This window comes from Bradyrhizobium sp. Tv2a-2 (genome assembly GCF_000472425.1).
Taxonomy (GTDB): domain Bacteria; phylum Pseudomonadota; class Alphaproteobacteria; order Rhizobiales; family Xanthobacteraceae; genus Bradyrhizobium.
Genome location: NZ_AXAI01000001.1, coordinates 60,530 through 84,806, shown reverse-complemented (window position 1 = coordinate 84,806; position 24,277 = coordinate 60,530). Strand labels below are relative to the sequence as shown.

At 66.1% G+C, this 24,277-nt stretch carries 23 protein-coding genes and 1 riboswitch; of the genes, 20 read left to right on the top strand and 3 right to left on the bottom strand.

Annotated features, from left to right (window positions below):
• Positions 1 to 14: 14 nt before the first annotated feature.
• On the bottom strand, positions 15 to 668 hold the full coding sequence (gene cobO, locus A3AI_RS0100410; RefSeq protein WP_024513664.1) for a cob(I)yrinic acid a,c-diamide adenosyltransferase: 654 nt from the start codon (positions 666 to 668) through the stop codon (positions 15 to 17).
• A gap of 37 nt (positions 669 to 705) precedes the next feature.
• Positions 706 to 920: riboswitch (cobalamin riboswitch) on the top strand.
• A gap of 94 nt (positions 921 to 1,014) precedes the next feature.
• On the opposite strand from cobO, the gene A3AI_RS0100405 reads away from it, so the two are divergent.
• From A3AI_RS0100405 to cobJ, 7 genes are read left to right on the top strand one after another with little or no spacing between them, the layout of a single operon-like run.
• Entirely contained in the window at positions 1,015 to 1,389 is a 375-nt protein-coding gene (locus A3AI_RS0100405; protein ID WP_024513663.1) for a DUF1636 family protein, read from the top strand.
• Positions 1,386 to 2,420: a cobalamin biosynthesis protein CobW gene (cobW, locus tag A3AI_RS0100400; protein WP_024513662.1), complete on the top strand. Its 1,035-nt coding sequence runs from the start codon at positions 1,386 to 1,388 to the stop codon at positions 2,418 to 2,420. The genes A3AI_RS0100405 and cobW overlap by 4 nt, the downstream gene beginning before the upstream one ends.
• 3 nt (positions 2,421 to 2,423) lie before the next feature.
• A complete protein-coding gene (gene cobN, locus A3AI_RS0100395; RefSeq protein ID WP_024513661.1) occupies positions 2,424 to 5,672 on the top strand; it encodes a cobaltochelatase subunit CobN in 3,249 nt (1,082 codons plus the stop codon).
• Positions 5,669 to 6,832: a precorrin-3B synthase gene (cobG, locus tag A3AI_RS0100390; protein ID WP_024513660.1), complete on the top strand. Its 1,164-nt coding sequence runs from the start codon at positions 5,669 to 5,671 to the stop codon at positions 6,830 to 6,832. The genes cobN and cobG overlap by 4 nt, the downstream gene beginning before the upstream one ends.
• Positions 6,832 to 7,461 (top strand): precorrin-8X methylmutase, encoded by a 630-nt coding sequence (locus tag A3AI_RS0100385; protein ID WP_024513659.1) that lies wholly within the window; start codon positions 6,832 to 6,834, stop codon positions 7,459 to 7,461. Before cobG ends, A3AI_RS0100385 begins: the two co-directional genes overlap by 1 nt.
• Positions 7,462 to 7,463: 2 nt before the next feature.
• Entirely contained in the window at positions 7,464 to 8,195 is a 732-nt protein-coding gene (locus A3AI_RS0100380) for a precorrin-2 C(20)-methyltransferase (protein WP_024513658.1), read from the top strand.
• Positions 8,192 to 8,926, top strand: coding sequence for a precorrin-3B C(17)-methyltransferase (cobJ, locus tag A3AI_RS0100375; RefSeq protein ID WP_024513657.1), 735 nt, complete (start codon positions 8,192 to 8,194; stop codon positions 8,924 to 8,926). Before A3AI_RS0100380 ends, cobJ begins: the two co-directional genes overlap by 4 nt.
• Here the strand turns inward: cobJ and A3AI_RS0100370 are convergent.
• The gene (locus A3AI_RS0100370) at positions 8,902 to 9,651 is read right to left on the bottom strand and encodes a cobalt-precorrin-6A reductase (RefSeq protein WP_024513656.1); all 750 of its coding nucleotides are present in this window, start codon (positions 9,649 to 9,651) and stop codon (positions 8,902 to 8,904) included. The genes cobJ and A3AI_RS0100370 overlap by 25 nt on opposite strands.
• Between A3AI_RS0100370 and A3AI_RS0100365 the strand changes: the two genes are divergently transcribed.
• Genes A3AI_RS0100365 through cobT form a run of 6 tightly spaced genes read left to right on the top strand, consistent with a single transcriptional unit; the run spans position 9,650 to position 15,491 of the window.
• On the top strand, positions 9,650 to 10,843 hold the full coding sequence (locus A3AI_RS0100365) for a bifunctional cobalt-precorrin-7 (C(5))-methyltransferase/cobalt-precorrin-6B (C(15))-methyltransferase (RefSeq protein WP_024513655.1): 1,194 nt from the start codon (positions 9,650 to 9,652) through the stop codon (positions 10,841 to 10,843). The genes A3AI_RS0100370 and A3AI_RS0100365 overlap by 2 nt on opposite strands.
• Positions 10,840 to 11,622, top strand: a complete 783-nt coding sequence (gene cobM / locus A3AI_RS0100360; protein ID WP_024513654.1) for a precorrin-4 C(11)-methyltransferase — start codon at positions 10,840 to 10,842, stop codon at positions 11,620 to 11,622. The genes A3AI_RS0100365 and cobM overlap by 4 nt, the downstream gene beginning before the upstream one ends.
• On the top strand, positions 11,622 to 12,941 hold the full coding sequence (locus tag A3AI_RS0100355) for a cobyrinic acid a,c-diamide synthase CobB (RefSeq protein ID WP_024513653.1): 1,320 nt from the start codon (positions 11,622 to 11,624) through the stop codon (positions 12,939 to 12,941). Before cobM ends, A3AI_RS0100355 begins: the two co-directional genes overlap by 1 nt.
• Complete coding sequence (gene cobA / locus A3AI_RS0100350; RefSeq protein WP_024513652.1) at positions 12,938 to 13,663, top strand: uroporphyrinogen-III C-methyltransferase; 726 nt, start codon at positions 12,938 to 12,940, stop codon at positions 13,661 to 13,663. The genes A3AI_RS0100355 and cobA overlap by 4 nt, the downstream gene beginning before the upstream one ends.
• Entirely contained in the window at positions 13,663 to 14,415 is a 753-nt protein-coding gene (gene cobF, locus A3AI_RS0100345; RefSeq protein WP_024513651.1) for a precorrin-6A synthase (deacetylating), read from the top strand. Before cobA ends, cobF begins: the two co-directional genes overlap by 1 nt.
• Positions 14,416 to 14,423: 8 nt before the next feature.
• A complete protein-coding gene (cobT, locus tag A3AI_RS0100340) occupies positions 14,424 to 15,491 on the top strand; it encodes a nicotinate-nucleotide--dimethylbenzimidazole phosphoribosyltransferase (protein ID WP_036047234.1) in 1,068 nt (355 codons plus the stop codon).
• A gap of 404 nt (positions 15,492 to 15,895) precedes the next feature.
• On the opposite strand, the gene A3AI_RS0100325 is transcribed toward cobT, so the two are convergent.
• Positions 15,896 to 16,933 (bottom strand): LacI family DNA-binding transcriptional regulator, encoded by a 1,038-nt coding sequence (locus A3AI_RS0100325; RefSeq protein ID WP_024513649.1) that lies wholly within the window; start codon positions 16,931 to 16,933, stop codon positions 15,896 to 15,898.
• Between the two features lie 203 nt (positions 16,934 to 17,136).
• Between A3AI_RS0100325 and A3AI_RS0100320 the strand changes: the two genes are divergently transcribed.
• From A3AI_RS0100320 to A3AI_RS0100290, 7 genes are read left to right on the top strand one after another with little or no spacing between them, the layout of a single operon-like run.
• Positions 17,137 to 18,438, top strand: coding sequence for an ABC transporter substrate-binding protein (locus A3AI_RS0100320; protein ID WP_024513648.1), 1,302 nt, complete (start codon positions 17,137 to 17,139; stop codon positions 18,436 to 18,438).
• Between the two features lie 4 nt (positions 18,439 to 18,442).
• Positions 18,443 to 19,354 carry a carbohydrate ABC transporter permease gene (locus tag A3AI_RS0100315; RefSeq protein WP_245286796.1) on the top strand — a complete coding sequence of 304 codons (912 nt, stop codon included), beginning with the start codon at positions 18,443 to 18,445 and terminating at the stop codon, positions 19,352 to 19,354.
• A 7-nt stretch (positions 19,355 to 19,361) separates the two neighbouring features.
• Positions 19,362 to 20,189 (top strand): carbohydrate ABC transporter permease, encoded by an 828-nt coding sequence (locus A3AI_RS0100310; RefSeq protein ID WP_024513646.1) that lies wholly within the window; start codon positions 19,362 to 19,364, stop codon positions 20,187 to 20,189.
• 9 nt (positions 20,190 to 20,198) lie between these two features.
• A complete protein-coding gene (locus A3AI_RS0100305; RefSeq protein ID WP_024513645.1) occupies positions 20,199 to 21,203 on the top strand; it encodes an alcohol dehydrogenase catalytic domain-containing protein in 1,005 nt (334 codons plus the stop codon).
• 5 nt (positions 21,204 to 21,208) lie between these two features.
• The gene (locus A3AI_RS0100300; protein WP_024513644.1) at positions 21,209 to 22,285 is read left to right on the top strand and encodes an ABC transporter ATP-binding protein; all 1,077 of its coding nucleotides are present in this window, start codon (positions 21,209 to 21,211) and stop codon (positions 22,283 to 22,285) included.
• Positions 22,285 to 23,232 carry a sugar kinase gene (locus tag A3AI_RS0100295; protein ID WP_024513643.1) on the top strand — a complete coding sequence of 316 codons (948 nt, stop codon included), beginning with the start codon at positions 22,285 to 22,287 and terminating at the stop codon, positions 23,230 to 23,232. The genes A3AI_RS0100300 and A3AI_RS0100295 overlap by 1 nt, the downstream gene beginning before the upstream one ends.
• Complete coding sequence (locus tag A3AI_RS0100290) at positions 23,229 to 24,266, top strand: tagatose 1,6-diphosphate aldolase (protein WP_024513642.1); 1,038 nt, start codon at positions 23,229 to 23,231, stop codon at positions 24,264 to 24,266. The genes A3AI_RS0100295 and A3AI_RS0100290 overlap by 4 nt, the downstream gene beginning before the upstream one ends.
• The last annotated feature ends 11 nt before the right edge of the window (positions 24,267 to 24,277 follow it).

Genomic DNA, 24,277 nt, shown 5'->3' with positions numbered 1-24,277 from the left:
GCCGGTCGCAAGAATCAGAACTCGACGCCCGGCTGCGCCTTGATGCCGGAGCGGAAAGGATGCTTGACCAGCGTCATTTCCGTGACGAGGTCGGCGAGATCGATCAGCTCCTGCTTTGCGTTTCGCCCGGTGAGCACGACATGGGTGAGCGGCGGCTTCGACTCGCGCAGGAATTCCACGACCTCGTTGATGTCGAGATAGTCGTAGCGCAAGGCGATGTTGATCTCGTCGAGCACGACCATGCGCAAATGCGCATCGCTGATCAGCTCCTTTGCTTTTTCCCAGCCGGCTTTCGCGGCGGCGATGTCGCGGGCGCGATCCTGCGTCTCCCAGGTAAAGCCTTCACCCATGGCGTGGAATTGGCAGAGCTCGCCGAAATGGCCGGTCAGCAGCCGCCGCTCGCCGGTATCCCAGGCGCCCTTGATGAACTGCACGACCGCGCACGGAAAGCCATGAGCGACACAGCGGACGATCATGCCGAAGGCAGAAGAGGATTTTCCCTTGCCGGCGCCGGTGTGGACGATGATCAGGCCCTTCTCGCCGCTCTTCTCCGCCATGATGCGATCGCGCGCGGCCTTCTTCTTGGCCATTTTGGCGGCGTGGCGCGCGTCGAGGGAATCGGATGTCTTATCGTCGGTTTCCTCGGCCAGATCATGATCGGGAGCCATGTTCACTCCTTCGGCTTGACAAGTCACACGCTTGGGCGAATGGTCGCTCCGCGCTGGTTCCTGTCCTATGACAGGCGAAGAGGGAATGCGATAGGGCTTAAATCGCCCGAAAAGCAGCCGCCCCCGCGACCGTGACCGGAGAGATCCCAACTCGCCACTGATATCCCCCAGGGGATTCGGGAAGGCTGGGGTCGGAGGACCGATGTGTCCTGCTCCGCAAGCCGGGAGACCTGCCAGCGCGTGTTTTTGGACGACCGGCGGACGGGGTGTTCCGCGACGGGGAACGAACCGGTCATGCCGGTTCGTCTGCCTCATCGCCTCCGCCGATATCAATTGGGAAGGCGAAATGGCGGTCACGCTTCACGTCTGCATTACCTGCCGCGCAGGTCAAACCATTCCGGAGGGCGAGCCCACGCCTGGCGCGCGCTTGCGCGACGCCATCGTCGAGACGGGCGTGCCTGATGGCGTCAAGCTGGTGCCGGTCGAGTGCCTGTCCGCCTGCAGCCAGGGCTGCTCGGTCGCGCTGAGCGCGCCGGGCCGCTGGGCCTATGTCTATGGCCGGTTGTCCGAGGCCAATGCGCGTGATGTCGTCGCAGGCGCTGCGGCCTATGCGGCTGCGCCCGACGGGCTCGTGCCATGGCGCTCGCGGCCCGAAATTTTCCGCAAGCAATCGCTTGCGCGCATTCCTCCCATGACCGCTTTGCCCGAGGCCGCTGAATGACATCGCTTGCCAAGATTCCTGTTACCGTCATCACCGGCTTTCTCGGCTCGGGCAAGACCACGCTGATCCGCCATCTCATGACCAATGCCAATGGCAAGAAGCTCGCGGTGCTGGTCAATGAGTTCGGCAGCGAGGGCGTCGACGGCGAGATACTGAAATCCTGCGCCGACGCCAATTGTCCCGAGGAGAACATTGTCGAGCTCGCCAACGGCTGTATCTGCTGCACGGTCGCAGATGAATTCATCCCGACCATGCAGAGCCTGCTGGCGCGGCAGGTCCAGCCCGATCACATCCTGATCGAGACTTCGGGCCTTGCTCTGCCGAAGCCGCTTCTGAAGGCGTTCGACTGGCCGGAGATCAAGTCGCGCATCACGGTTGACGGCGTCATTGCGCTTGCCGATGCCGAGGCTGTCGCGGCCGGCCGCTTCGCGCCGGATCCGGCCGCGGTCGACGCGCAACGCGCCGCCGACGAAAGCCTCGATCACGAGACGCCGCTGTCGGAGGTGTTCGAGGACCAGATCGCCTGCGCCGACATCGTGCTGCTGACCAAGGCCGATCTCGCGGGCGAGACCGGCATTGCCGCCGCAAAGCAAGTGATCGCCGCGGAAGCGCCGCGGCCGCTGCCGATGCTGTCGGTCACCGATGGCGCCATCGATCCGCAGGTCATTCTCGGCCTCAATGCGGCAGCCGAGGACGATCTCGCCGCGCGACCCTCGCATCACGACGGCGAGGAGGATCACGAGCACGATGATTTTGCGTCCGTCGTGATCGAGCTGCCTGAGATCACCGACATCGATTCGCTGACCCGTGCCGTCGCACGGCTCGCGCGCGAGCACAACGTGCTGCGGGCGAAAGGCTATCTCGCGGTCGCCGGCAAGCCGATGCGGCTCTTGTTGCAGGCGGTCGGCGAGCGCGTGCGCCACCAGTTTGATCGGCCCTGGGGCGCGGCACCGCGCTGCTCGAAGCTGGTCCTGATCGGCGAGCAGGGCGACATCGACGAAGCGGCGATCAGGGCCGGGCTCGGAATTTAAGGGATGCACGTCGTCTTTCGCGAGAGCCATGGGCTTGAGGAGACCGCCGTACCTGTCGACCTTGCACAGGATACGGCCGATCTCGTCATGCTCTCGTTCTCCGACAGCGACCTTGCGGCCTTTGCAGCGGGATGGCGGCGTGGGCGCAACAGCCTGCCGACGCTGCGGCTCGCCAATCTCGCGAGCCTGAAGCATCCGCTTTCGGTGGATACCTATGTCGAGCGCACGCTTGCCCGTGCGCGCGGCGTGCTGCTGCGGCTGATCGGCGGCGAGAGCTATTGGGCTTACGGCCTCGCAGCATTGCACGCGCTGGCAAAACAGCGCGGCATCGCGCTTGCCGTGCTGCCCGCCGACGGCCGCGAGGATCGCCGGCTCGACGAGCTCTCGACCCTGCCGCGCTCGACGCTGCGGCAATTGAAGGCGCTGTGCGACGCCGGTGGTGCGGTCGCCGCGCAGGCCGCAATCGCGCAGCTCGCGTTGGCGTCCGGGCTTTATGCTGGGCCGGTGCTGGGCGAGCTGACCGTTCCCGAGATGGGCTTTTATGATCCCGTGCGCAGCGTGCTGTTGTCGCTGCCGCAAGCTGATGGCCGGCCGCATGCGCTGGTCACCTTCTATCGCGCCTATGTCACGGCGGCTGATACAGCGCCAATCGACGCGTTGATCACCGCACTCAGGCAAAAGGGCTTTGATGCCTATGGCGCGTTTGCGCCCTCGCTGAAGAGTAACGGCGTCGCTGGCTGGCTGCAGGGCCGCTTTGTAGAGCGGCCGCCTGCCGCTATCATCAATGCCACCGCCTTCTCGGCGATCGGCGATGATGGCGCAACACCGTTCGATGGCGCCTCCTGTCCGGTGTTTCAGGTCGCGCTGTCGACTGCGCGGCGTGAGGATTGGGCGGCATCGTTGCGCGGGCTGTCGGCGGCCGATCTTGCGATGCATGTGGTGCTGCCGGAGGTCGATGGCCGCATCTTCGCGGGCGTCGTCAGCTTCAAGTCACCAGGCGCGCGCGATGAAGATTTGCAAATCGCGCTGGCCGCGCACCAGCCGGATCACGCGCGCGTCAATACAGTCGTCGATCGCGTCGTGGCGTGGTCACGGCTTGCGGCGTTGCCCAACCGTGACAAGCGTCTCGCCATTATCCTCTCCAGCTATCCCGGCCGCCCGCACCAGATCGCGCATGCGGTGGGGCTCGATGCGCTGGCCTCCACCGGGGCGCTGCTATCGGACCTTCGCGCAAGCGGCTTCGACGTCGAACCTGGCGTGCCGCTCGCGCATGCGCTGCAGGACAACAAATTGACCTGGAGCATCGCCGACTACCGCGCGGTGCTGGCTGCGCTGTCGAAGCAGCTGCAGGACGATCTCGCCGGCGCCTGGGGCGCGCCGGAGAACGATCCACAAGCCGTTGACGGCTATTTCCATTTTGCGGCGATCCGGTGTGGCCGCGCGATCATCGCAGTGCAGCCGGAGCGTGGTGACGTCGCAAGCCGTGATGCCGATTATCACGATCTCGCCCGCATTCCCCGTCACGCCTATGTCGCGTTCTATCTCTGGATCCGCAGCCAGGGCATCCACGCGATGATCCATATGGGCGCGCACGGCACGCTGGAATGGCTGCCCGGCAAATCCGTCGCGCTGTCGGAGGCCTGCTGGCCAGAAGCGTTGACCGGCAATCTCCCCGCTATCTATCCCTTCATCGTCAATGATCCGGGCGAGGCGGCGCAGGCCAAGCGGCGGCTTTCCGCCGTCACCATCGGCCATCTTCCGCCGCCGCTCGCCGTGAGCCGATTGCCGGACAATCTGGTGCGGCTGGAGCAATTGCTCGACGAATATTCGACTGCCGACGGTCTCGATCCGGCGCGTCGTGGCCGCCTCGTTGCCGCCATTCGCGACGAGGCGCGCGCCGCGGGTGTGGAGCAGGACCTTGGTCTCGACGCTTCCGCCTCTGCCGCTGAGGCGATCCCGCGCATTGACCGCTTTGTCTGCGACTTGAAGGAAAGCCAGTTCGGCGACGGACTGCACGTGCTCGGCCGTGGCCAATGCGGCGACGACGAACGCCGCGCACTGCTCGATGCGCTCGAAGGGAAACGTGTCGCGCCGGGGCCGGCGGGCTCGCCATTCCGCGGACGGCGCGATGTGCTGCCGACCGGGCGCAATCTCTTTGCGGTCGATCCGCGCGCGGTGCCGACCCGCGTCGCGCATGCGCAAGGGATGAAACTGGCCGAGGAGTTGCTGCGCCGGCATCTGCAGGATCACGGTGACTGGCCGAAGCGCCTGCTGGTCGATCTCTGGGGCTCGGCCACCATGCGCACTGCTGGCGAGGAGTTCGCCATGGCCTTGCAGCTTGCAGGCCTTGCGCCGTGCTGGGACGGGGCGAGCGGTCGCCTCATTGGCTACGAGATCATTCCGCTTGCCCAGCTCGGCCGCCCCCGCATCGATGTGACGCTGCGCATCTCCGGCCTGTTTCGCGATGTCTTCGGAAATCTGGCGCAACTGTTCGAAGCGGCATCCGACGCGCTGGCTGCGCGCGATTTCGAGGGCGAGGAGAACCCATATGCGCGGCGCGGCGCACGCGTGTTCGGTCCGCGGCCCGGCCAATATGGCGTCGGCGGCTTCGCCGCCCGCGATGTGCTGACGCGCGAGGCGCGCAATGCCGCGGGTGAGGCGTGGCTCGCGGCCTCGTCCTGGTCGTTTGCGGCGGATGGCGAGATGAAGCCGGACCGCGCGGGCATCGAAGCGCGGCTCAGGGGCACTGACGCCTTCGTGCACATCCAAGACCTGCCCGAGACGGATTTGCTGCTCGCCGCCGATTATGCCGCGCATGAGGCCGGCCCTGCAGCCGCCGCAGCACGCCTCGGCGCGCCGGTGCCATCGCTCTACCATCTCGACGCGACCCGTCCCGACGCACCGCAGGCGCGATCGCTGCCGGAGGAGATCGCCCGCGTGGTGCGCGCGCGAGCCGCCAACCCCGCATGGATCGCCGGCATGATGCGTCACGGATTTCGTGGCGCTGCCGAGATCGCGGCGACGCTGGAGCATATGGCGGCGTTCGCGCATCTGGCGGATGCCGTGCCGGCGCATCTGTTCGACCTCTATTACGATGCGACGCTGGGCAATGACGAGGTCCGCGCCTTTCTCGGGCGCGAAAATTCGATGGCCTTGTCGGCGATCGAGGATTGCTTCAACCGCTTGCATGACGCCTCGCTCTGGGTCACGCGCCGTAATTCCATCGCCATTTCGCTGCGGAAGGCGTCATGACCGCGGTCGCGATCAAAGGCTGGTGCCCCAGCGCCCATCGCCCGATGCAATCGGGTGACGGGCTGGTCGCGCGCATCCGCCCGAGGGGCGGTCGGCTGTCGGCGGCGCAGGCCGTCGCCCTTGCCGAACTTGCGGAGCGCTATGGCAACGGGCTGATTGATCTGACGGGCCGGGCCAATTTGCAGATGCGCGGCTTGCGCGCGGAGGGCCATGAGCCGCTGGTCGAGGCGTTGGCCGAGCTCACGCTTGTCGATGCGGATGCTGCGATCGAAACCCAGCGTAACGTCCTGGTTGCGCCATTCTGGCGCGATGGCGACGACACGCAATGGCTTGCGGCGGCGCTGGAGCGTGCGCTGGGCGAGCGGTCGCTTGGATTGCCGGAGAAATTCGGTTTTGCGATCGATTGCGGCGAGGCGCGTCTGCTGGCGCAGGCTTCCGCCGATATCCGCATCGAACGCGGTGCGGACGGCGGACTGATCGTTCGTCCGGACGGTGCATCGCATGGTCGCACAGTGACAAGGGCGGATGCGGTCGATCTCGCGCTGTCGCTCGCAAGATGGTTCCTCGGCTCCGGCGGCGCCAGCGGCGGACGGGGGCGTATGGCGGCGCATATTGCTGGCGGTGCGAAACTGCCGGCTGCGTTGGCCGGCGATGCGATCCCGGCCCGCGCTTCGCCGCCGCCGGCTCCCGGCGTTCATGCGAGCGGCGCGCTGGTCGGGATTGCCTTCGGACAGATGCAGAGCGCGACCTTGAAATTCCTTGGCCAGCGGGCGGCGGGGCTGCGACTGACGCCCTGGCGCATGATCCTGATCGAGGGCTTGCGCGAGATGCCCGCGCACGACGGCATCGTCGCCGACGCAGGCGATCCGCTGTTGCGCGTCGTCGCCTGCACCGGTGCGCCCGCCTGCGAAGCCGCCCATGCCGAGACGCGTGCGCTTGGCGCAGCCTTGGCGCCGCATCTGCCGGCGGCGGCGCGGCTCCATGTCTCCGGCTGTGCCAAGGGCTGCGCGTATCCGGGGCTGGCCGACGTCACGCTGGTCGCGACCGGCGGCGGCTTTGATCTCATCCGCAATGGCACCACGCGCGATGCGCCGACACTGGGCGGTTTGAGCCGCGCCGATATCCTCGCCGATCCGCGCGCCGTGCTGGAGCCGCGCTGATGCCGCATGTCTATGAAACCGATGGCGCGGCCATATATAAGAGATCCTTCGCGACGATCCGCGCCGAAGCCGATCTGGCGCGATTTGCGGCTGACGAGGAGCCGGTGGTGGTGCGCATGATCCATGCCGCCGGCATGGTCGGCCTGGAACGCTTCATCCGCTTCACGCCGGGCATGGCGCGCGCCGCGCGCGAAGCGCTCGCTCTCGGCGCGCCGATCCTGTGCGATGCGCGCATGGTCTCGGAAGGCATCACCCGCGCACGATTGCCGCGGAGCAATGCGGTTATCTGCACCCTCGACGATCCGGCAGTCCCTGCGCTCGCGCAGTCCATGGGCAACACCCGCTCCGCGGCGGCGCTTGAACTATGGCGGCCGCATCTGTCAGGCGCGGTGGTCGCGATCGGCAATGCGCCGACGGCGCTATTTCATCTGTTGAACATGCTGGAGCATGACGACTGTCCACCGCCGGCGGCGATCATCGGCTGTCCGGTCGGCTTCGTCGGTGCCGCCGAGTCCAAGGCCGCGTTGATGGCAGCGCCGCCGGCGCCGGCACTCACCGTCGAGGGCAGGCTCGGCGGCTCCGCGATCACGGTTGCCGCCGTGAATGCGCTTGCAAGCAGGAGCGAATAGTCATGGGGCGGATCATCTGCTGCGGACTTGGTCCGGGCGATCCCGATCTGATGAGCGTGCGCGCCGACCGCGAGATCCGCGCCGCCACCCAAATCGCCTATTTCCGGAAAAAAGGGCGGCCCGGCCAGGCGCGCCGCATTGTCGAGGGGATTCTGCCACGCGGCGTCTGCGAATATCCGATGGAATATCCCGTCACGACCGAGCTTGCCTTTGACAGCGACGAATATGTCCGCCTGCTCGCCGATTTCTACGACGAATGGGCCGACCGTCTGGAGCAGCTCGCGCGCGGCAACGATGTCGTCGTGCTCTGTGAGGGTGATCCCTTTTTCTACGGCTCGTTCATGCATCTCTATTCGCGGCTGCAGGGCCGCGCGAAGGTTGACGTCGTCGCCGGCATTCCCGGCATGGCCGGTTGCTGGAACGTGGTCGGGCAGCCGATCGCGCTCGGCGACGATGTGATGACGGTCCTGATGGGGACGCTGTCGGAGGATGAGCTCAATCGCCGCGTCAACAATGAGGACGCGCTGGTAATTATGAAGACCGGACGCAATCTTGCAAAGATCCGCCGCGCGCTGGAAGCGGCGGGGCGTCTCGATGACGCCTGGCTGATCGAGCGCGGCACCATGCCGGGTGAGCGCGTGGCGCGACTGAAGGAGATCGAGCCGTCCGATTGCCCCTATTTCGCAATCGTGCTGGTGCATGGCCGCGGCCGGCGGCGGGAGTTTTGCGAATGACGGGCCGGCTTGCCATCGCAGGCCTCGGGCCGGGCGACGCGGCGCTGATCACGCCGGAGGTTTCGGCTGCGCTTGCGGAGGCAACCGATGTGCTGGGCTATGCGCCCTACGTCGCCCGCGTGCCGGCACGCGAGGGGCTGCGGCTGCATCCGTCCGACAACCGCGTGGAGCTGAACCGCGCGAGCGAAGCGTTGAAGCTTGCCGCAGAGGGACGCTACGTCGTGCTCGTCTCCTCCGGCGATCCCGGTGTGTTTGCGATGGCCGCGGCGGTGTTTGAAGCGTTGGAAGCCGCGCCCGAATGCGGCGACGTCGCGATTCGCGTGCTGCCGGGCGTCACCGCGATGCTGGCGGCGGCCGCGCGCGCTGGTGCTCCGCTCGGCCATGATTTCTGTGCCATGAATCTCTCCGACAATCTGAAGCCGTGGGAGCTGATCGAAAAGCGCCTGCGGCTCGCAGCGGAAGCCGATTTTTCCATCGCACTCTATAACCCGCGCTCGGCGAGTCGGCCCGAGGGCTTTGTGCGGGCGCTGGACGTGTTGCGCACGGCCGGCTGCGGCGAGCGGCTGGTCATCTTTGCCCATGCGGTGACGACGCCGAAGGAGCGCATCGAGACCGTGCCGCTCAAGGATGCCCGGCCCGACATGGCCGACATGGCGACACTCGTTATCATTGGCAATTCGGCGACGCGCCGCGTCGGCCGCTGGGTCTATGCCCCAAGGCGCGCATCATGAGCGAGCCACGCCAGGACATCCCCGACGCGCTCGACGCGCGGCCGCTCCGGCAATTCGGGCCGCGCGATCATGATGACGGGCAGACCGAACTCGCGCGCGGCGTCGATCTTGGCACGCGCTCCGTCGCCGCCGGCATTGCGGGCGACCAGCCATTTGATGCCGCGCGTCTGCATCAGTATACGGTCGTCTTCAAGCGTGAAGGGGCCGCGAGAGACGACAACATCGGCATTTGGCAACGGCAGTGCGGCGCCAGGTGCATCGACAAGGCGCAGCGTATAGGCATGCTGCGGTTTGGCGGCGAACGGCGCGAGATGCTGCCGCCCGATCGCGAGAAACACGCGGCTTGGCGCGTCGGGCAGCGCGGCGACGGCGCCGGCGATGTCGGCGACCTCGATCCAGCGATCCTCCGCGGTGCGCATCCACGGCGCGCGCTCCAGCGCAAGCAGCGGGGTAACAGTCGCGGCGCAGGCCTCGACTGCGTGCCGGCTCATTTCGGCTGCGAAGGGATGGGTGGCGTCGATCACATGTGTGATGGCTTCAGTGCGGATGAAGTCCGCAAGTCCCGCCGCGCCGCCAAAGCCACCAATGCGCGTCGGCAGCGTGTGCGGCAGCGGAATTTTGGTGCGCCCGGCATAGGAATAGATTGCGTCGATCCGCGCGCGCGAGAGAGCGTCGGCGAGCCGGTTGGCATCGCCCGTTCCGCCCAGAATGAGTGCGCGTGTCATGACTGAACCCTGGTTGACCATCATCGGCATCGGCGAAGATGGCCTTTCCGGGCTGTCGGAGGCAAGCCGAAAGGCACTGGCGAAAGCCGAGGTCGTGTTCGGCGGCGAGCGGCACCTGAAGCTTGCCGATATCGGCGGCCGCGGAAAGCCTTGGCCGGTGCCGTTCGACATCGCGCCCGTGCTCGCCTGCCGCGGACGGCCGACGGTGGTGCTCGCCTCGGGCGATCCGTTCTGGCATGGCGCGGGATCCGTACTCGCCGCGGCGCTGTTGCGGGAGGAATGGATCGCGCATCCCGCGCCATCGACTTTCTCGCTGGCTGCGGCGCGGCTCGGCTGGGCGCTGGAGGAGACGATCTGCGTCGCGCTCCATGCCGCGCCGTTCGAGCGGCTGGTGCCGCTGCTGGCGCGCGGTACGCGGATCATCTGCCTCGTTCGCGACGGCAAGGCGGCGGCCGATCTCGCGCAATGGCTCACCACACGCGGCTGGGGCGTATCGCGGCTGTGGGCGTTGTCGGCGCTTGGCGGGCCGCGCGAGCATATTGTCGAGAGCAGGGCGTCTGATTACGTGGATTCCTCTGCGCCGAGCCCACTCGCCATCGCGCTGCTGGCCGATGGCGCGGCCGGCCTGCCGCGCTGCTCGGGGCTATCAGACGATCTTTTTGCCCATGATGGCCAGATCAGCAAGCGCCCCATGCGCGCACTCGCGCTCGCCGCGCTGGCTCCGCGTCCAAACGAGCTGCTCTGGGATATCGGCGCCGGCTCGGGCTCAGTCTCCGTCGAATGGGCGCTCGCGGGTGGGCGCGCGATCGCGATCGAGGCGCGCGAGGATCGCGCCGCGAATATTCGCGCCAATGCCGCGGCCTTTGGGCTTGCGCATCGGATCCAGACGATCACCGGTCGTGCGCCTGACGTTCTGGCCGAGCTGGAGAAGCCGGATGCGGTGTTTTTCGGCGGCGGGCTCGATGCGGCGATGTTCGAGCGCGTCTGGGCGATGCTGTCTTCACACGCCCGCGTCGTTGCGCATTCCGTGACGCTGGAGACCGAGACTCTGCTGACGGAATTGCACAGCCGCCATGGCGGCACGCTCATGCGGATAGAGATCGCGCATGCGGCCCCGCTTGGCGGTTTCCGTTCCTGGGAGGCGTCGCGCCCGGTTGTGCAATGGAGCGCGGCGAAGGGAGCCAGCGCATGACGGTGCATTTCATCGGCGCCGGCCCCGGCGCGCCCGACCTCATCACCTTGCGGGGGCGCGACCTCATCGCGGCTTCTCCGGTTTGCCTCTATGCCGGCTCGCTGGTGCCGGCGGAAATTCTGGCGCATTGCCCTGATGGCGCGCGCATCATCAACACTGCGCCGCTCTCGCTGGATGAGATCATCGACGAGATCAAGGCGGCGCACGCGAAAGGGCAGGACGTCGCGCGGCTGCATTCGGGGGATTTGTCGGTGTGGTCGGCAATGGGCGAGCAGCTGCGCCGCCTGCGCGAGCTTGGCATTCCCTTCACCGTCACGCCCGGCGTGCCGTCCTTCGCTGCTGCCGCCGCTGCGCTTGAAGCCGAGCTAACGCTGCCGGGGCTCGCACAATCGGTGGTGCTGACCCGCACCTCGGGGCGGGCCAGCACGATGCCGGAGGGCGAGACGCTTGCAGCATTTGCCGCAACCGGCGCGGTGCTGGCGATTCATCTCTCCATGCATGTGCTGGACAAGGTGATCGCCGAGCTTACGCCGCATTATGGCGCGGATTGTCCGGTTGCGGTGGTCTGGCGCGCGAGCTGGCCGGACGAGAAAATCGTGCGCGCAACGCTTCGTACCCTCGATGCCGCGCTGGGCGAAAAGCTCGAGCGCACCGCGATCATCCTGGTCGGCCGCACCATCGGTGCGGATGATTTTGCCGAAAGCCGGCTCTATGCCGCCGACTACGACCGTCGCTACCGTCCCGTCGGCGCCGCGCCGCGTTTCCCGGAGCCGACATGATGCCGCGTGCGCTTGTCATCTCCGCGCCGGCTTCGGGCACCGGCAAGACCACGCTGACCCTCGCGTTGGCGCGCGCCTTCGGCGATCGCGGGATTGCCGTACAATGCTTCAAGAGCGGGCCCGATTACATCGATCCTGCTTTCCATGCCGCTGCCACGGGCCGCGTGTCGGTCAATATCGACAGCTGGGCCATGCCGCGTGAGACCATCGACGCTCTGGTCGCGCGGGGGCGGGATGCCGACCTCGTGCTCGCCGAGGGCTCGATGGGCCTGTTCGACGGCGTGGCCGTTCCGGGTCGTTCCGGCTCCGGCGCCAGTGCTGATATCGCGGAGATGATGGGCTGGCCGGTACTGCTGGTGCTTGATCCCGCAGGCCAGGCGCAGACGGCGGCAGCGGTCGCCGCGGGCTTGCGCGATTTTCGACCCGGCGTCCGGATCGCGGGCGTCGTGCTCAATCGCGTCGCAAGCCCGCGGCACGAAGACCTGATCCGGCGCGCGATGGCCGGCGTAAACATTCCGGTGCTCGGCGCGCTGCCGCGCCATGCGCCGATTGCGCTACCGGAGCGGCATCTGGGGCTGGTGCAGGCCGAGGAGCTGCATCGGCTTAACGAATTGATCGGCGAGGCGGCGCGGCTGGTAGCCGAACGCGTTGATCTTGATGCTTTGCTTGCGCTTGCCGGGAACGCGACGGGTTTCGCGAAGCTCAACCCATCCGACAAGGGGCGCATCACGCCGCCGGGCCAGCGGATCGCGCTCGCGCGCGATGCGGCGTTCTCCTTTATCTATCCGCATATCATCGAGGGCTGGCGTGCCGCCGGGGCAGAGATCATGCCGTTCTCGCCGCTGGCCGATGAAGGCCCCAATGGCAATGCCGATGTTGCCTGGCTGCCCGGCGGCTATCCGGAGTTGCATGCGGGCCGACTTGCGGCGAACGACGATTTCCGCAACCGCTTGCGTGTCTTCTCCGAAACGCGCCCGGTGCATGGCGAATGCGGAGGCTATATGGTGCTGGGCGCGGGACTCGTCGACAAGGAGGGGATGCGGCACGCGATGACAGGGCTGCTTGGTCTCGAAACCAGCTTTGCCAGGCGACAGATGCATCTCGGCTATCGCAAGGCCGAGCTACGGTCGCCGATGCCGGGCTTGCCTGCAGGTGCGCAGCTTCGCGGCCACGAATTTCATTATGCGATCATTCTCGTCCAGCCGGATGCGCCGCTCGCAAGCGTGCGCGACGCCAACGGCGCCGATGTCGTCGAGACCGGCTCGCGGCGCGGCAACGTCACTGGCACATTCTTTCATCTCATCGCGGAGGACAGGTGAGCGGCTTTGTTTCCTTTGTCTCGGCGGGTCCCGGCGATCCCGAGCTTCTGACCCTGAAGGCGGCGGCGCGACTGAAGGCAGCCGACGTGGTGCTGTATGACGATCTTGCGTCCGGCGACATCCTGCATCATGCCCGTGAGGGCGCGCGGCTTGTCTCTGTTGGAAAACGCGCCGGGCGGCCGTCCGCGAAGCAGGAGCATGTCAGCCGGCTCCTGGTCGATTATGCCGCGACCGGCGCGACAGTGGTGCGGCTGAAGTCCGGCGATTGCGGCATCTTCGGCCGGCTGGAGGAGGAGATCGAAGCGCTGCGCGCCGCCGGCATCGCTTACGAGATCATCCCCGGCGTCACCGCGGCCTCTGCAGCGGCAGCGGTTGCCGGCATTCCGCTGACGCGGCGGCATACCGCGCGCCGCGTGCAATTCATCACCGGCGCCGATGTGCGCGGCGAATTGCCCGAGGACCTCAACTGGGCGGCGCTGACCGATCCGCATTCGACTACCGCAGTCTACATGGGCAAGCGAACCTTCCCCGCACTTGCCGCGAAGCTGATCGCACAGGGGCTGTCGCCGGATACGCCGGCGCTGCTCGCCGAATCCGTCGGCCACGCTGATCAGCGCTTTGTGCGTTCCACTATTGCAAAGCTTGCCGAGCAGCTTGGAGGTGAGAGCATCACGGCGACCGCCATCATCCTGTTCGGCTCGCTCGCTGCCGAAGAACCATAATGCTCAAGCTCTCCTTGATTGGCATCGGTTGTGGCGATCCCGCGTATCTGACCGGCAAGGCGATCGATGCGATCAACGCCGCCGACCTCATCCTCATCCCGCGCAAGGGCGAGGAGAAGTCCGACCTGGCCGATCTCAGGCGGCAGATCTGTGCCGATGTGCTGACCAATGAAGCGACACGCATGGTCGAATTCGATCTTCCGGTGCGCGACAGCGCGCGCGAAAATTATCGCGCAGGCGTCGACGATTGGCATGACGCCGTTGCGGCGAGCTGGTCGCGCGAGATCGACAAGCATCTCGGCAAGGACGGGCGCGTCGCGCTGCTGATCTGGGGCGATCCCTCGCTCTACGATTCAAGCCTGCGGATCGCGCGACGGCTTGAATCTTTGCCGACGATCGAGGTGATCCCCGGCATCACCGCGATCCAGGCGCTGTGCGCGGCGCACGCGCTGTCGCTCAATGAGATCGGCGAGGCGTTCCTGGTCACCACCGGCCGCCGCCTGCGCGAAGGCGGCTGGCCTGACGGCGTCGACACCGTGGTGGTCATGCTCGACGGCGGCACGGCGTTTGAGGCGCTTGAGCCGGAGGGCATTCACATCTGGTGGGGCGCCTATCTCGGCATGGCCGATGAGATCATCCATTCCGGCGCACTGGCCGATGTTGGCGCCACCATCGTCGCTGCGCGGCGCGCGGCGCGCGAGCGCCATGGCTGGATCATGGACTGCTATATCCTGAAACGCGGATCGGTATGAGTGAGCCCATGCGCGAGAAAAGCTTGCCCGGCTGGGCCTATGACAAATGCCCCGAGTCTTCCGCGCTTCATCGCGAAGCCGCTCGTGCGCGGCAGGACCGATTGACAAAGCCTGCAGGTGCACTGGGGCGGCTGGAGAGTTTGGCGATCGAGCTGGCCGGGTTGCAGCACAGCGAGCGGCCACGTGCGGCCAGCGTGCCGATCACGGTGTTTGCCGGCGACCATGGCATCGTCGCGCAGGGCGTCTCAGCCTATCCGCAGGCCGTGACCATCGCCATGGTGGCGAACTTCTGCGCCGGCGGCGCCGCGATCTCCGTGCTGGCGCGCGAGCTCGGCTCGCGCCTCGAAGTCGTCGATGCCGGCACACTGGCGGAACAGCCCATGCGCGGCGTCGTCGCCGACAAGCCGCGCCGCGGTACGCGCGATTTCAGCCTGGAGGCGGCGCTCGCACCCACAGAGCTCGCCTTTGCCTTCGATTGCGGCAAGCGCGCGGTCGCGCGTGCAGCAGAGGGCAAGCCTGATCTTCTCATTCCCGGCGAGATGGGCATCGGCAACACCACCAGCGCAGCAGCGATTGCCGCCGCGCTGCTGCAGGTCAAAGCGGAGGCAATCGCAGGCCACGGCACCGGAATCGATGCCGCGGGCCGCGTGCACAAGGCGCGCGTGATCGATGCGGCGCTGGCACGGCATGGGCTGGCGGCGGAGATCATCCCCGAGCGCGTGCTGTGTGCCGTCGGCGGGCTCGAGATCGCCGCCATCTCCGGCGCGATCATAGCCGCCGCGCAACAGCGCACTCCGTTGCTCATCGACGGCTTCATCGTCTCGGTCGCGGCGCTTGCGGCTACGCGGCTCAATCCGTCCTGCCGACCCTATCTGATTTTTTCGCACCGCTCGGCCGAGCAGGGGCATCGTATCGTGCTCGACGCGCTGGAGGCGCGTCCCTTGCTCGATCTCGACCTGCGACTCGGCGAAGGCTCAGGCGCCGCGCTCGCGCTGCCGCTGGTGCGCGCGGCCTGCGCGCTCCACAACGGCATGGCGACCTTCGCTGAAGCCGCGGTGCCGGATCGCGGAAGCTAAGAATCGTCCGCGGGCCCGGCCGCGAGGGTTTCGCCGTTTTTCCGGCGGGCCAGCGCCGAGAAGATGTTCCGCTCGGTCAGATCCATCAGGCGATGCATGGCGCGGCGTGCGCCGTCGGGATTGCGAGCCCACAAGGCTGGGAGTGGGGAAAAATCGCGGCCGGCGGATCGCTTGTCATGGCGCCGGTCCTGATCTTCTCGCTCGCGGTCCGGCGTTATCTCGTGAGCGGCCTCACCGCCGGCGCCGTGAAAGGATGAGGTGCGGCGCGCTCAGCCCGCCAGAAAGCCGCCGTCGACCGCGACCACCGTGCCGATCGCCTATTGCGAGGCGGGCATGCACAGGATCACGACCGCATGGAATCCGGGCGCGAGCGAGAAGGAGAGATGCGTCACAATGAACCTCCGTTATTTCGGGGAGCGTGGCGGCGCGGTGGATTCGCGCACAATCAGGGAATAGTCGACCTCGTGGTGCATGATGGTCTGCTCGCCCGCGAGATGCCGCACCAGATATTCGCCGGCGCGCTGCCAGGTCGCGGCGGTCGGCACCTGGATGGTGGTGAGGCTGGGGCGCAAATGCCGGCTCCAGTCGAGATCGTCGAAGCCGACCACCGAGAGGTCGCGCGGCACGGCAAAGCCGGAGCGCTCGGCTTCAAGCAGCACGCCATAGGCGATGACGTCATTGCCGCAGACCACCGCGGTCGGTCTCTCCTTCAAGCTGAGCAGATAGCGCGCGGCCTCGCGGGCATCATCGAGGGTATAGGGCACCTCGACATGCCATTCGGGACGGATCGGCAACTTGTTTTCGGCGAGCGCGCGATGGAAGCCGGCGACCCGCGCGCCGGCGCGGTCGTTGTTGCGCTGGAGAGCGGAGACGATGCCGATCCGCTTGTGCCCGAGCTCGATGACGTGCGACGCGGCGCGATGCGCGGCGCCTTCATTGTCGGTGCCGACGCAGGGGTAAGGGCGATCGGGCCGGTAGACGCCGACATTGATGAAGGGAATCTGATAGTCGGCGAGCATCTTGCGCAGCGCGTCGTGGTGGCAATCGCCACGCAGCACCAGGCCGTCCACGCCGCGGCTGATCAGGCTGCGCGCCTGCTGCAGCTCGACATCGAGGTCGTAGCCGCTGGTGGTGAGGAACAGCATGTAACCGACGGAGGAAAGATATTTCTGCAAGGACGCGATGCCGCGCGCGAACATGGTGTTGTCGATGGTCGGCACGATCGCGCCCAGCGTACGCGAGCGGCGCGAGGACAGCGCACGGGCCGGCGCATGCGGGATGTAGCCGACGTCTTCCACCGCTTGCGCGATGCGCGCGCGCAACGACGCGCTCACCGTGTCGGGGGTGTTGAGCGCGCGCGAGACGGTCGCGATCGACACGCCGGCTTGCGCCGCGACCGCGCGGATGCCCTGCTTGGAAGCTTTCTCAGACGCGAAGGCCATTTCAGGTCAAGCAATGCCAAAAATGTAACGTTACATAGAAAATATTGATCCTCTGCGCTTGCATTGTCCATCAGTATTTCGCGCATAGGTCATGCTTTCGACTGCCTTGACAGTGAAGGCTTGCGGTCTACGATGAAACCGTTTTCAAAATGGCGGGTTAAACCGTTGAAGGGCGAATAACGCCCCGATCAGGGAGGACTGCAATGACAGCCAGGGCCGCTCTCGCGCGCTTCGCCTTTTCGTTTCTCGCGGCCGGCGTGGCCGCGACAGCTGCGCACGCGGCCGATTTCGACTGGAAGAAGTTCCAGGGCAAGACCGTCACCTTCCTCGCCAACAACAATCCGGTCTCGCAGGCGCTCTTGGCGCACAAGGCCGATTTCGAGAAGCTCACCGGAATCACGCTCAAGGTCGACAGCTACCAGGAGCAGCAGATGCGCCAGCGCCTGGTCACCGTGATGAATGCGCACAGCGACGAGGTCGACGTCTTCATGAGCCTGCCCTCGCGCGAGGGCCAGCAATTCGCCGCCGCCGGCTGGTATGCCGATGTCAGTGCGATGACCAAGAACGAGGTCGCGCCCGATTATGATTTTGCGGGGCTGAGCCAGGCGCTGCTGAAAGCCGCGACCTATGACGGCAAACTGACCAGCCTGCCGATGAATATCGAGGGCCCGATCCTCTATTACCGCACCGACGTCTTCAAGAAATGCGGCGTCGGCGAGCCGAAGACCATTGCCGATGTCGAGGCGGCCGCGAAGAAGATCAAGGCTTGCGACAACGTGCTGACGCCCTTCGTCTCGCGCGGGCTGAAGCCGGCGGTCGCCTACACCTTCAGCAACATGCTGCACAATATCGGCGGCAGCTACATCGTGGACGGCAAATCCGCGCTCTGTTCGGCGAAAGACAAGGAGGCGCTTGACACCTATAGCCGACTCTTGCGCGACTATGGCCCGCCCGGTGTCGTCAACTACAGCTTCTACCAGATCTCCGCGCTGTATCGTTCGGGCCGCGCCGCGATGGCCTTCGAATCCTCCAACGAGCTTCGCACGGTGATGGAAGGCGGCGAGCGGCTGAAGGACACCGCGCTGATCCCGTTCCCGGCCGGCGAGGCAGGGCAAGTGCCGACCGCGATCGGCTGGGGCATGGCGGTGTCCGCCTACAGCAAGCAGCCCGATGCCGCATGGTATTTCGTGCAATGGGCGACAAGCCCTGCCGTGCAGAAGCTGATGGCGGTGCAGGGCATCGCGCCGCCGCGCTCATCGGTGGCGAGCGATCCCGACTACCGCAAATGGATCGAGGAGGAGCCGGTGCGCAAACAATGGCAGGCCGCGCTGGATGTTCTGGCGGCAAAGGGTTCGTCCGAAGTCGGCTATCCCATCGTTGCAAACCCGGAATCGCGCGAGTTCATCGGCCAGGCGGTGCAGGATTTGATCCTGAAGCAGAAGAGCGTCGACCAGGCCTGCGCCGATGCCGACAGGGCGCTCGACGCGCTGATTTCCCAGAAATAACACGATGGCGGCGGTCGAAAGCGTCGCGATGGGGGATGGTGCCGATGCGGCAGGCGAGGGGCGGCAGCGGCTGGAGCTAGCCGCGCTGTCGGCGCCGGCCGTGCTGTTCACCGTCGGCATGATCGCTTTTCCGCTCGTCTATACCGTCTGGTTGTCCTTCCAGAGCTTTTCATCGACGGGCAAGCAGTCCTTCGTTGGCCTCGCCAACTACGCCAAGCTGATTTCGGACAACGAGTTCTGGCACGGGCTGTGGGTGACGCTCGCACTCTATGTGCTGTCGCTCGCGCTGCAGCTCGTGCTCGGCGTGTGGCTGGCGCTGGTGCTGTTCCATGCCAGGCGTCTGTCGGGCGTCGTGCGCACGCTCTTCATCTCGCCTTTCATGATGCCGCCGGTTGTTGCCGGCATGATGTGGCTCGTGATCCTCGATCCGTCGCTGGGCGCGGCCAACTACATCCTCACCTCGTTCGGCCTGCCGCCGTCGGACTGGCTGGCCTCGCCCACCTGGGTCATCCCGACGGTGGCGCTGATCGACAGCTGGCAATGGACGCCCTATGTCGCGCTGATCGTGCTGGGCGGCTTGCAATCGCTGCCGCCGAGCGTCTACGAGGCCGCGCAGATCGACGGTGCCTCTGCCTTCAAGACCTTTCAGCGCATCACGCTGCCGCTGTTGTTGCCGACCATCGTTACTGCGACGATCCTGCGCAGCGTCGACCTCCTGCGCTTTTTCGACATCATCTACATCACGACGCAAGGCGGTCCCGGCAATGCGTCGAACACGCTCAACATCTACGGCTTCCGGGTCGGCTTCGAGTTCTTCAACATCGGCTATTCGTCTGCTCTGATGCTGACACTGACCGCGATCGTATTCGGCGCGGTGCTGGCGTTCAACCGCCTGCGCGGCGCGGTGGCGTGGTGAGGGGCTGATGACGGAAAACCCGATCAGCGATGGTCTGCTGCGCCGGTTGAACACGCTGCAGCTCGTGCTTGCCGGCATCATCATCATGGCGCCGATGGCGTGGATGGTACTCTCCTCCTTGAAGCCGTCTTTCGAGGTCACGGCCTATCCGCCGACGCTGGTGTTTTCGCCGACGGCGGAGAACTACAGCCAGCTGATCAAGACCACGCCGTTCTTCTCCTATGCCGTGAACAGCCTGATCGTGACCATCGGCTCCGCCGGACTCGGCCTGCTCTTCGGCATCCCCGCGGCTTTTGCCGTGTCATGGACGCGCATCTCCTGGCCCGCGATCCTGACGCTTGCCGCGCGAATGGCGCCGGGCACGCTGTTTCTATTGCCCTGGTATGTGATGTTCCGGCAGGTCGGCCTGATCGGTTCCTACACCGCGCTGATCCTGAGCCACGCCGTGATCACGCTGCCGATCGTGATCTGGGTGCTCTTGCCGTCCTTCGACAACATTCCGCGCAGCGTATTCGAGGCGGCGCAGGTCGACGGCTGCAGCATCACGCGCATCCTGTGGCGCATCGCGCTACCGCTGGTCGGCTCCGGCGTCGCGGTCGCCGCGATCCTCGCCTTCGTGTTTTCCTGGAACTACTTCCTGTTCGCGCTGGTGCTGTCGAATGGCGACACCAAGACGCTGATCGCGGCTGCGTTCAATTTCGTCGGCGAGGGCTCGACCAATTGGGGCGTGCTGATGGCAGCTGCGACCTTGATCGCACTGCCGCCGCTGGTGCTGGCCACGCTGGTGCAGCGCTGGCTGGTTGCGGGCCTGACGTTAGGGGCGGTGAAAGGTTAGGTGATTGCGATGACGGCTCCTGTGCGTTCGAATTCCATCATGCAGGCCGCGGTCTTTCACGGCCACGAGCGCATCACCATCGAGCGTATCGCGATGCCCGATGTGGCAAAAGGCGAGGTCCTGGTGCGGGTGTCGCGCACCGCGCTCTGCGGCTCGGATTTCAAGCTTTGGCACAAGGGCACGCAGTTCACCGCCGGCCACGAGATATTCGGCGTGGTGGAGCAGCCCGGACATCCCATGCACGGCAAGCGCTGCGCGGTCTATATCCCCGTCCATTGCGACCGTTGCGCGGCCTGCAGGCGCGGCGACACCCAGATGTGCCTGGACGTCTCCAGTCTGATCGGCTGGAACAGGCCTGGCGGCTATGCCGAATACGTGCCGGTGCCGGAGAACTGCCTGCTGCCGGTGCCCGACGACATCGAGGACAGCCTCGCGCCGCTCTTGCTCGACGTGATCGGCACGAGCGGCCACGCCGTGCGCTTCGCAAGCCGCATCGTGCCGTCAGGGGAATCCGGCCCCGTGCTGGTGACGGGCGCGGGTCCCGTCGGGCTCGGCGTCGTGCTGGCGCTGAAGAGCTTCGGCTATGACGACATCCGCATCTCCGATCCCAACACCGCGCGGCTCAACATCGCGCAATCCTTCGGTGCCAGGCCGCACCCGGTCGGCGATACGTCGCAGCGCTTTGCCCTGATCGTGGAATGCTCCGGTGCGCACGCAGCGCGAAATCTCGGCATCGAAGTGGTCCTGCCGCATGGGGCGCTGGTTCTGGTCGGCGAAAATGCCGCGCCTTGGACCATCGCCGAGGGGCCGGTGTTCCGCCGCAAGGATTTCTACATGATCCGCACCTTCTATTTCCCGATCAAAGACTTCGCGCCGAATATCGAGCTGCTCCGTCGCTACAGGGAGGAATATCGCGTCCTCGTCGACGGCGAGTTCGGCCTCGCCACGCTGCCTGAGAATTTCGCCCGCTTCGCGCAGGGTGAGCTGATAAAGCCTGTGCTGGCGCTGGATTGACGACGATGGCTTCGATCTCGATCCGCAATCTCGTCAAGCGCTACGGCAATTTCACCGTGATCCGCGATCTGAACCTCGAGATCGCCGATCACGAGTTTGTCGTGTTCGTTGGCCCCTCCGGCTGCGGCAAATCGACCTTGCTGCGCATTATCGCGGGGCTCGAGCCGATCACATCGGGTGAGCTTTATATCGGCGACGACCGCGTCAACGGCGTGCCGGCGGCCCGGCGCGACATCGCCATGGTGTTCCAGGACTACGCGCTCTATCCGCATATGCGGGTCTACGACAACATGTCGTTCGCGCTGGAATTGCGCGGGGTACCCAAGGCCGAGATCGACGCGCGGGTGAAGCGCGCGGCAGCACTTCTGCACATCGAGCCCTATCTCGACCGCAAGCCGAAGGAGCTTTCCGGCGGTCAGCGCCAGCGTGTCGCCATGGGCCGCGCCATTGTGCGCAACCCGAAAGCGTTCCTGTTCGACGAGCCTTTGTCCAATCTCGACGCCAAGCTGCGCGGGCAGGTGAGGGCTGAGATCAAGGCGCTCTCGCAACAGCTCAAGACGACCATGGTCTTCGTCACCCACGACCAGGTGGAGGCCATGACCATGGCTGACCGCATCGTTGTCTTGCAGAGCGGCAACGTGCAGCAATATGACACTCCGGAAGCGGTCTATGAGCGGCCGTCCAACCAGTTCGTCGCCGGCTTCATCGGCTCGCCGACCATGAACTTCTTTCCCGTCGAGTTGCGCGGCGAGGGCGTGGCGCTGTCGCATGACGGCACGGCGGTTGCGCTCAATGGCGAGAGCAAGGCGCGCCTGAAGAATGCGGGCGGCAAGGGCGTGCTCGGCATCCGGCCCGAGCATTTTGCGATCGCGCCGGATGCGGCCGAAGGCATGCCGGTGGCCATCAAACTGGTCGAGCCGCTCGGCTCGGACACGCTGATCCATTTCGATCTGGCAGGCAGCACCGCGATCGCGCGGGTCGATCCAGCCTTGCGGCCCAGGGTCGGTGATCGCCTCGCACTCCGTCCGCAGCCCGGCAAGACGCATTTGTTTGATGCGGACAATGGTCAGGTGCTGTCGTGATGGCGCAGGCGCCCGCGATCGGCTGGGACGCGTTTGCGGCGCGCGCGGCGGGCGCGCGCATCATCTGCCTCGGGCTCTCCGCGCTTGACGAGGTCTGGCAGGTGGAAAAGCCGTTTGCCGGCGGCAGCGAGAAAATTCGCGCCGTCGAATATACGACAACGGGCGGCGGCATGGCTGCGAACGCAGCGGTGGCCGTGGCGCGGCTCGGCGGGCGCCCGGCGTTCTGGGGACGCGGCGGCGACGACCCCGCCGGACATGAGATGCGCGAGGGCCTGTCGCGTGAAGGCATCGAGGTCAGCCATTTCCGCCTGTTTGCCGGTGGGCGCTCCTCGGTCTCCGGTGTGATCGTCGATCACACGGGCGAGCGGCAGATCGTGAATTTCCGCGGCCGCTTTCCATCGGAAGCCGATTGGCTGCCGCTTGACAAGATCGCAGGCAGCGCCGCTGTGCTCGCCGATCCACGCTGGGTCGAGGGCGCGGTCGCACTGTTCTCCCGCGCGCGACTCTTGGGCATTCCGACCATCCTGGATGCCGACATGGCCGAGCGGGATGTGTTTGAACAGCTGTTGCCGCTGGCCGACCATGCCATCTTCTCCCAGCCGGCGCTGAAGAATTTTGTCGGCACCGCCAACGATGCGGCGCTGAGGAGCCTCACGCGCTTCAATTGCCGCGTCGTCGCGGTGACGCGTGGCCACGAAGGCGTGAGCTATGTCGAGGACGGTCGCCTGCGCGAGCTGCCTGCCATTGCAGTCGAGGCGATCGACACGACCGGCGCCGGCGACGTTTTCCACGGCGCTTACGCCTTTGCCATCGGCGGCGGGCTCACGGTGAACGAAGCCATGACGTTTGCTTCGGCCGCTGCCTCGCTGAAATGCACCCGTACCGGTGGCCGCGCCGCCATTCCCGTCGTTGACGACTGTCTTGCATTCATGAGGACCAAGCGATGAGAACCATTGGAAAGAACCGCGGCCTGGCGCGGCTTGCAGATGCCGACGGCCACTTCCGGATGGTTGCGCTGGACCAGCGCCCGCCATTGTTCGAGGCGATCGCGCAGGCCAAGGGCATCACCAGGGATCAGGTCGAATATGCCGATGTCGCTGCGGCCAAACGGCTGCTGGTCGAGGCGCTTGCGCCGCATTGCAGCTCGATGTTGTTCGATCCGAATTTTGCCGTGCCGGCCGCGATCGATCTGTTGCCGCCGCGCTGCGGCCTGATCGTGACGCTCGAGGAGCACCGTGTCGAGGAGACGCCGGCCGGCCGCAAATCGCGCGCGATTGCCAATTGGAGCGTGGAGAAGATCCGCGCCATCGGCGGCGATGCGGTGAAGGTGCTGGCCTGGTACCGGCCGGATGCCGACAAGGCGATCGTCGAGCATCAGAGGAATTTCGTGCGCGAGATCGGCGAGGATTGCGCGCGCTTCGACATTCCCTATGTGCTGGAGCTCCTGGTCTATCCGTTCCTCGGCAGCGCCAACCACACCGCCGACTACGTTGAATCGCCGGGCAAGCTGCCGCAGCTCGTGATCGACAGCGTGCGCGAGTTCGCAAGGCCTGAGTACGGCGTGGATCTCTTGAAGCTGGAGAGCCCGCTCGCCGCCAACTCGCTGCCGCCGCCTGACGGCGGTGCCGCGGCAGCGGTGGCGCAAAGACAGTTCGACGCCATCGGCGACATCTGCGCCGAGCGGCGCATTCCTTGGGTGCTGCTGTCGGCGGGTGCCGCGCCCGACAGGTTCGAGCGTGTGCTGGACTATGCCTATACGGCTGGCGCCGGTGGCTTCCTCGCAGGGCGCACCATCTGGCTTGATGCCGTACGGCGGCATTTTCCCGATCGCGCCGCAGTTGCGACCAGCCTGCGCAATGATGGCGTCAAGGTGCTGGAAGGCCTCAATGCGCTGACAAAGGCCAAAGCCAAGGCCTGGGCGGCGCATTTCCCGCAGTTCGCGGACATCAAGCAGGAAGGCGACTTCGCGCGGGCTTATTAATTTAACGGGCT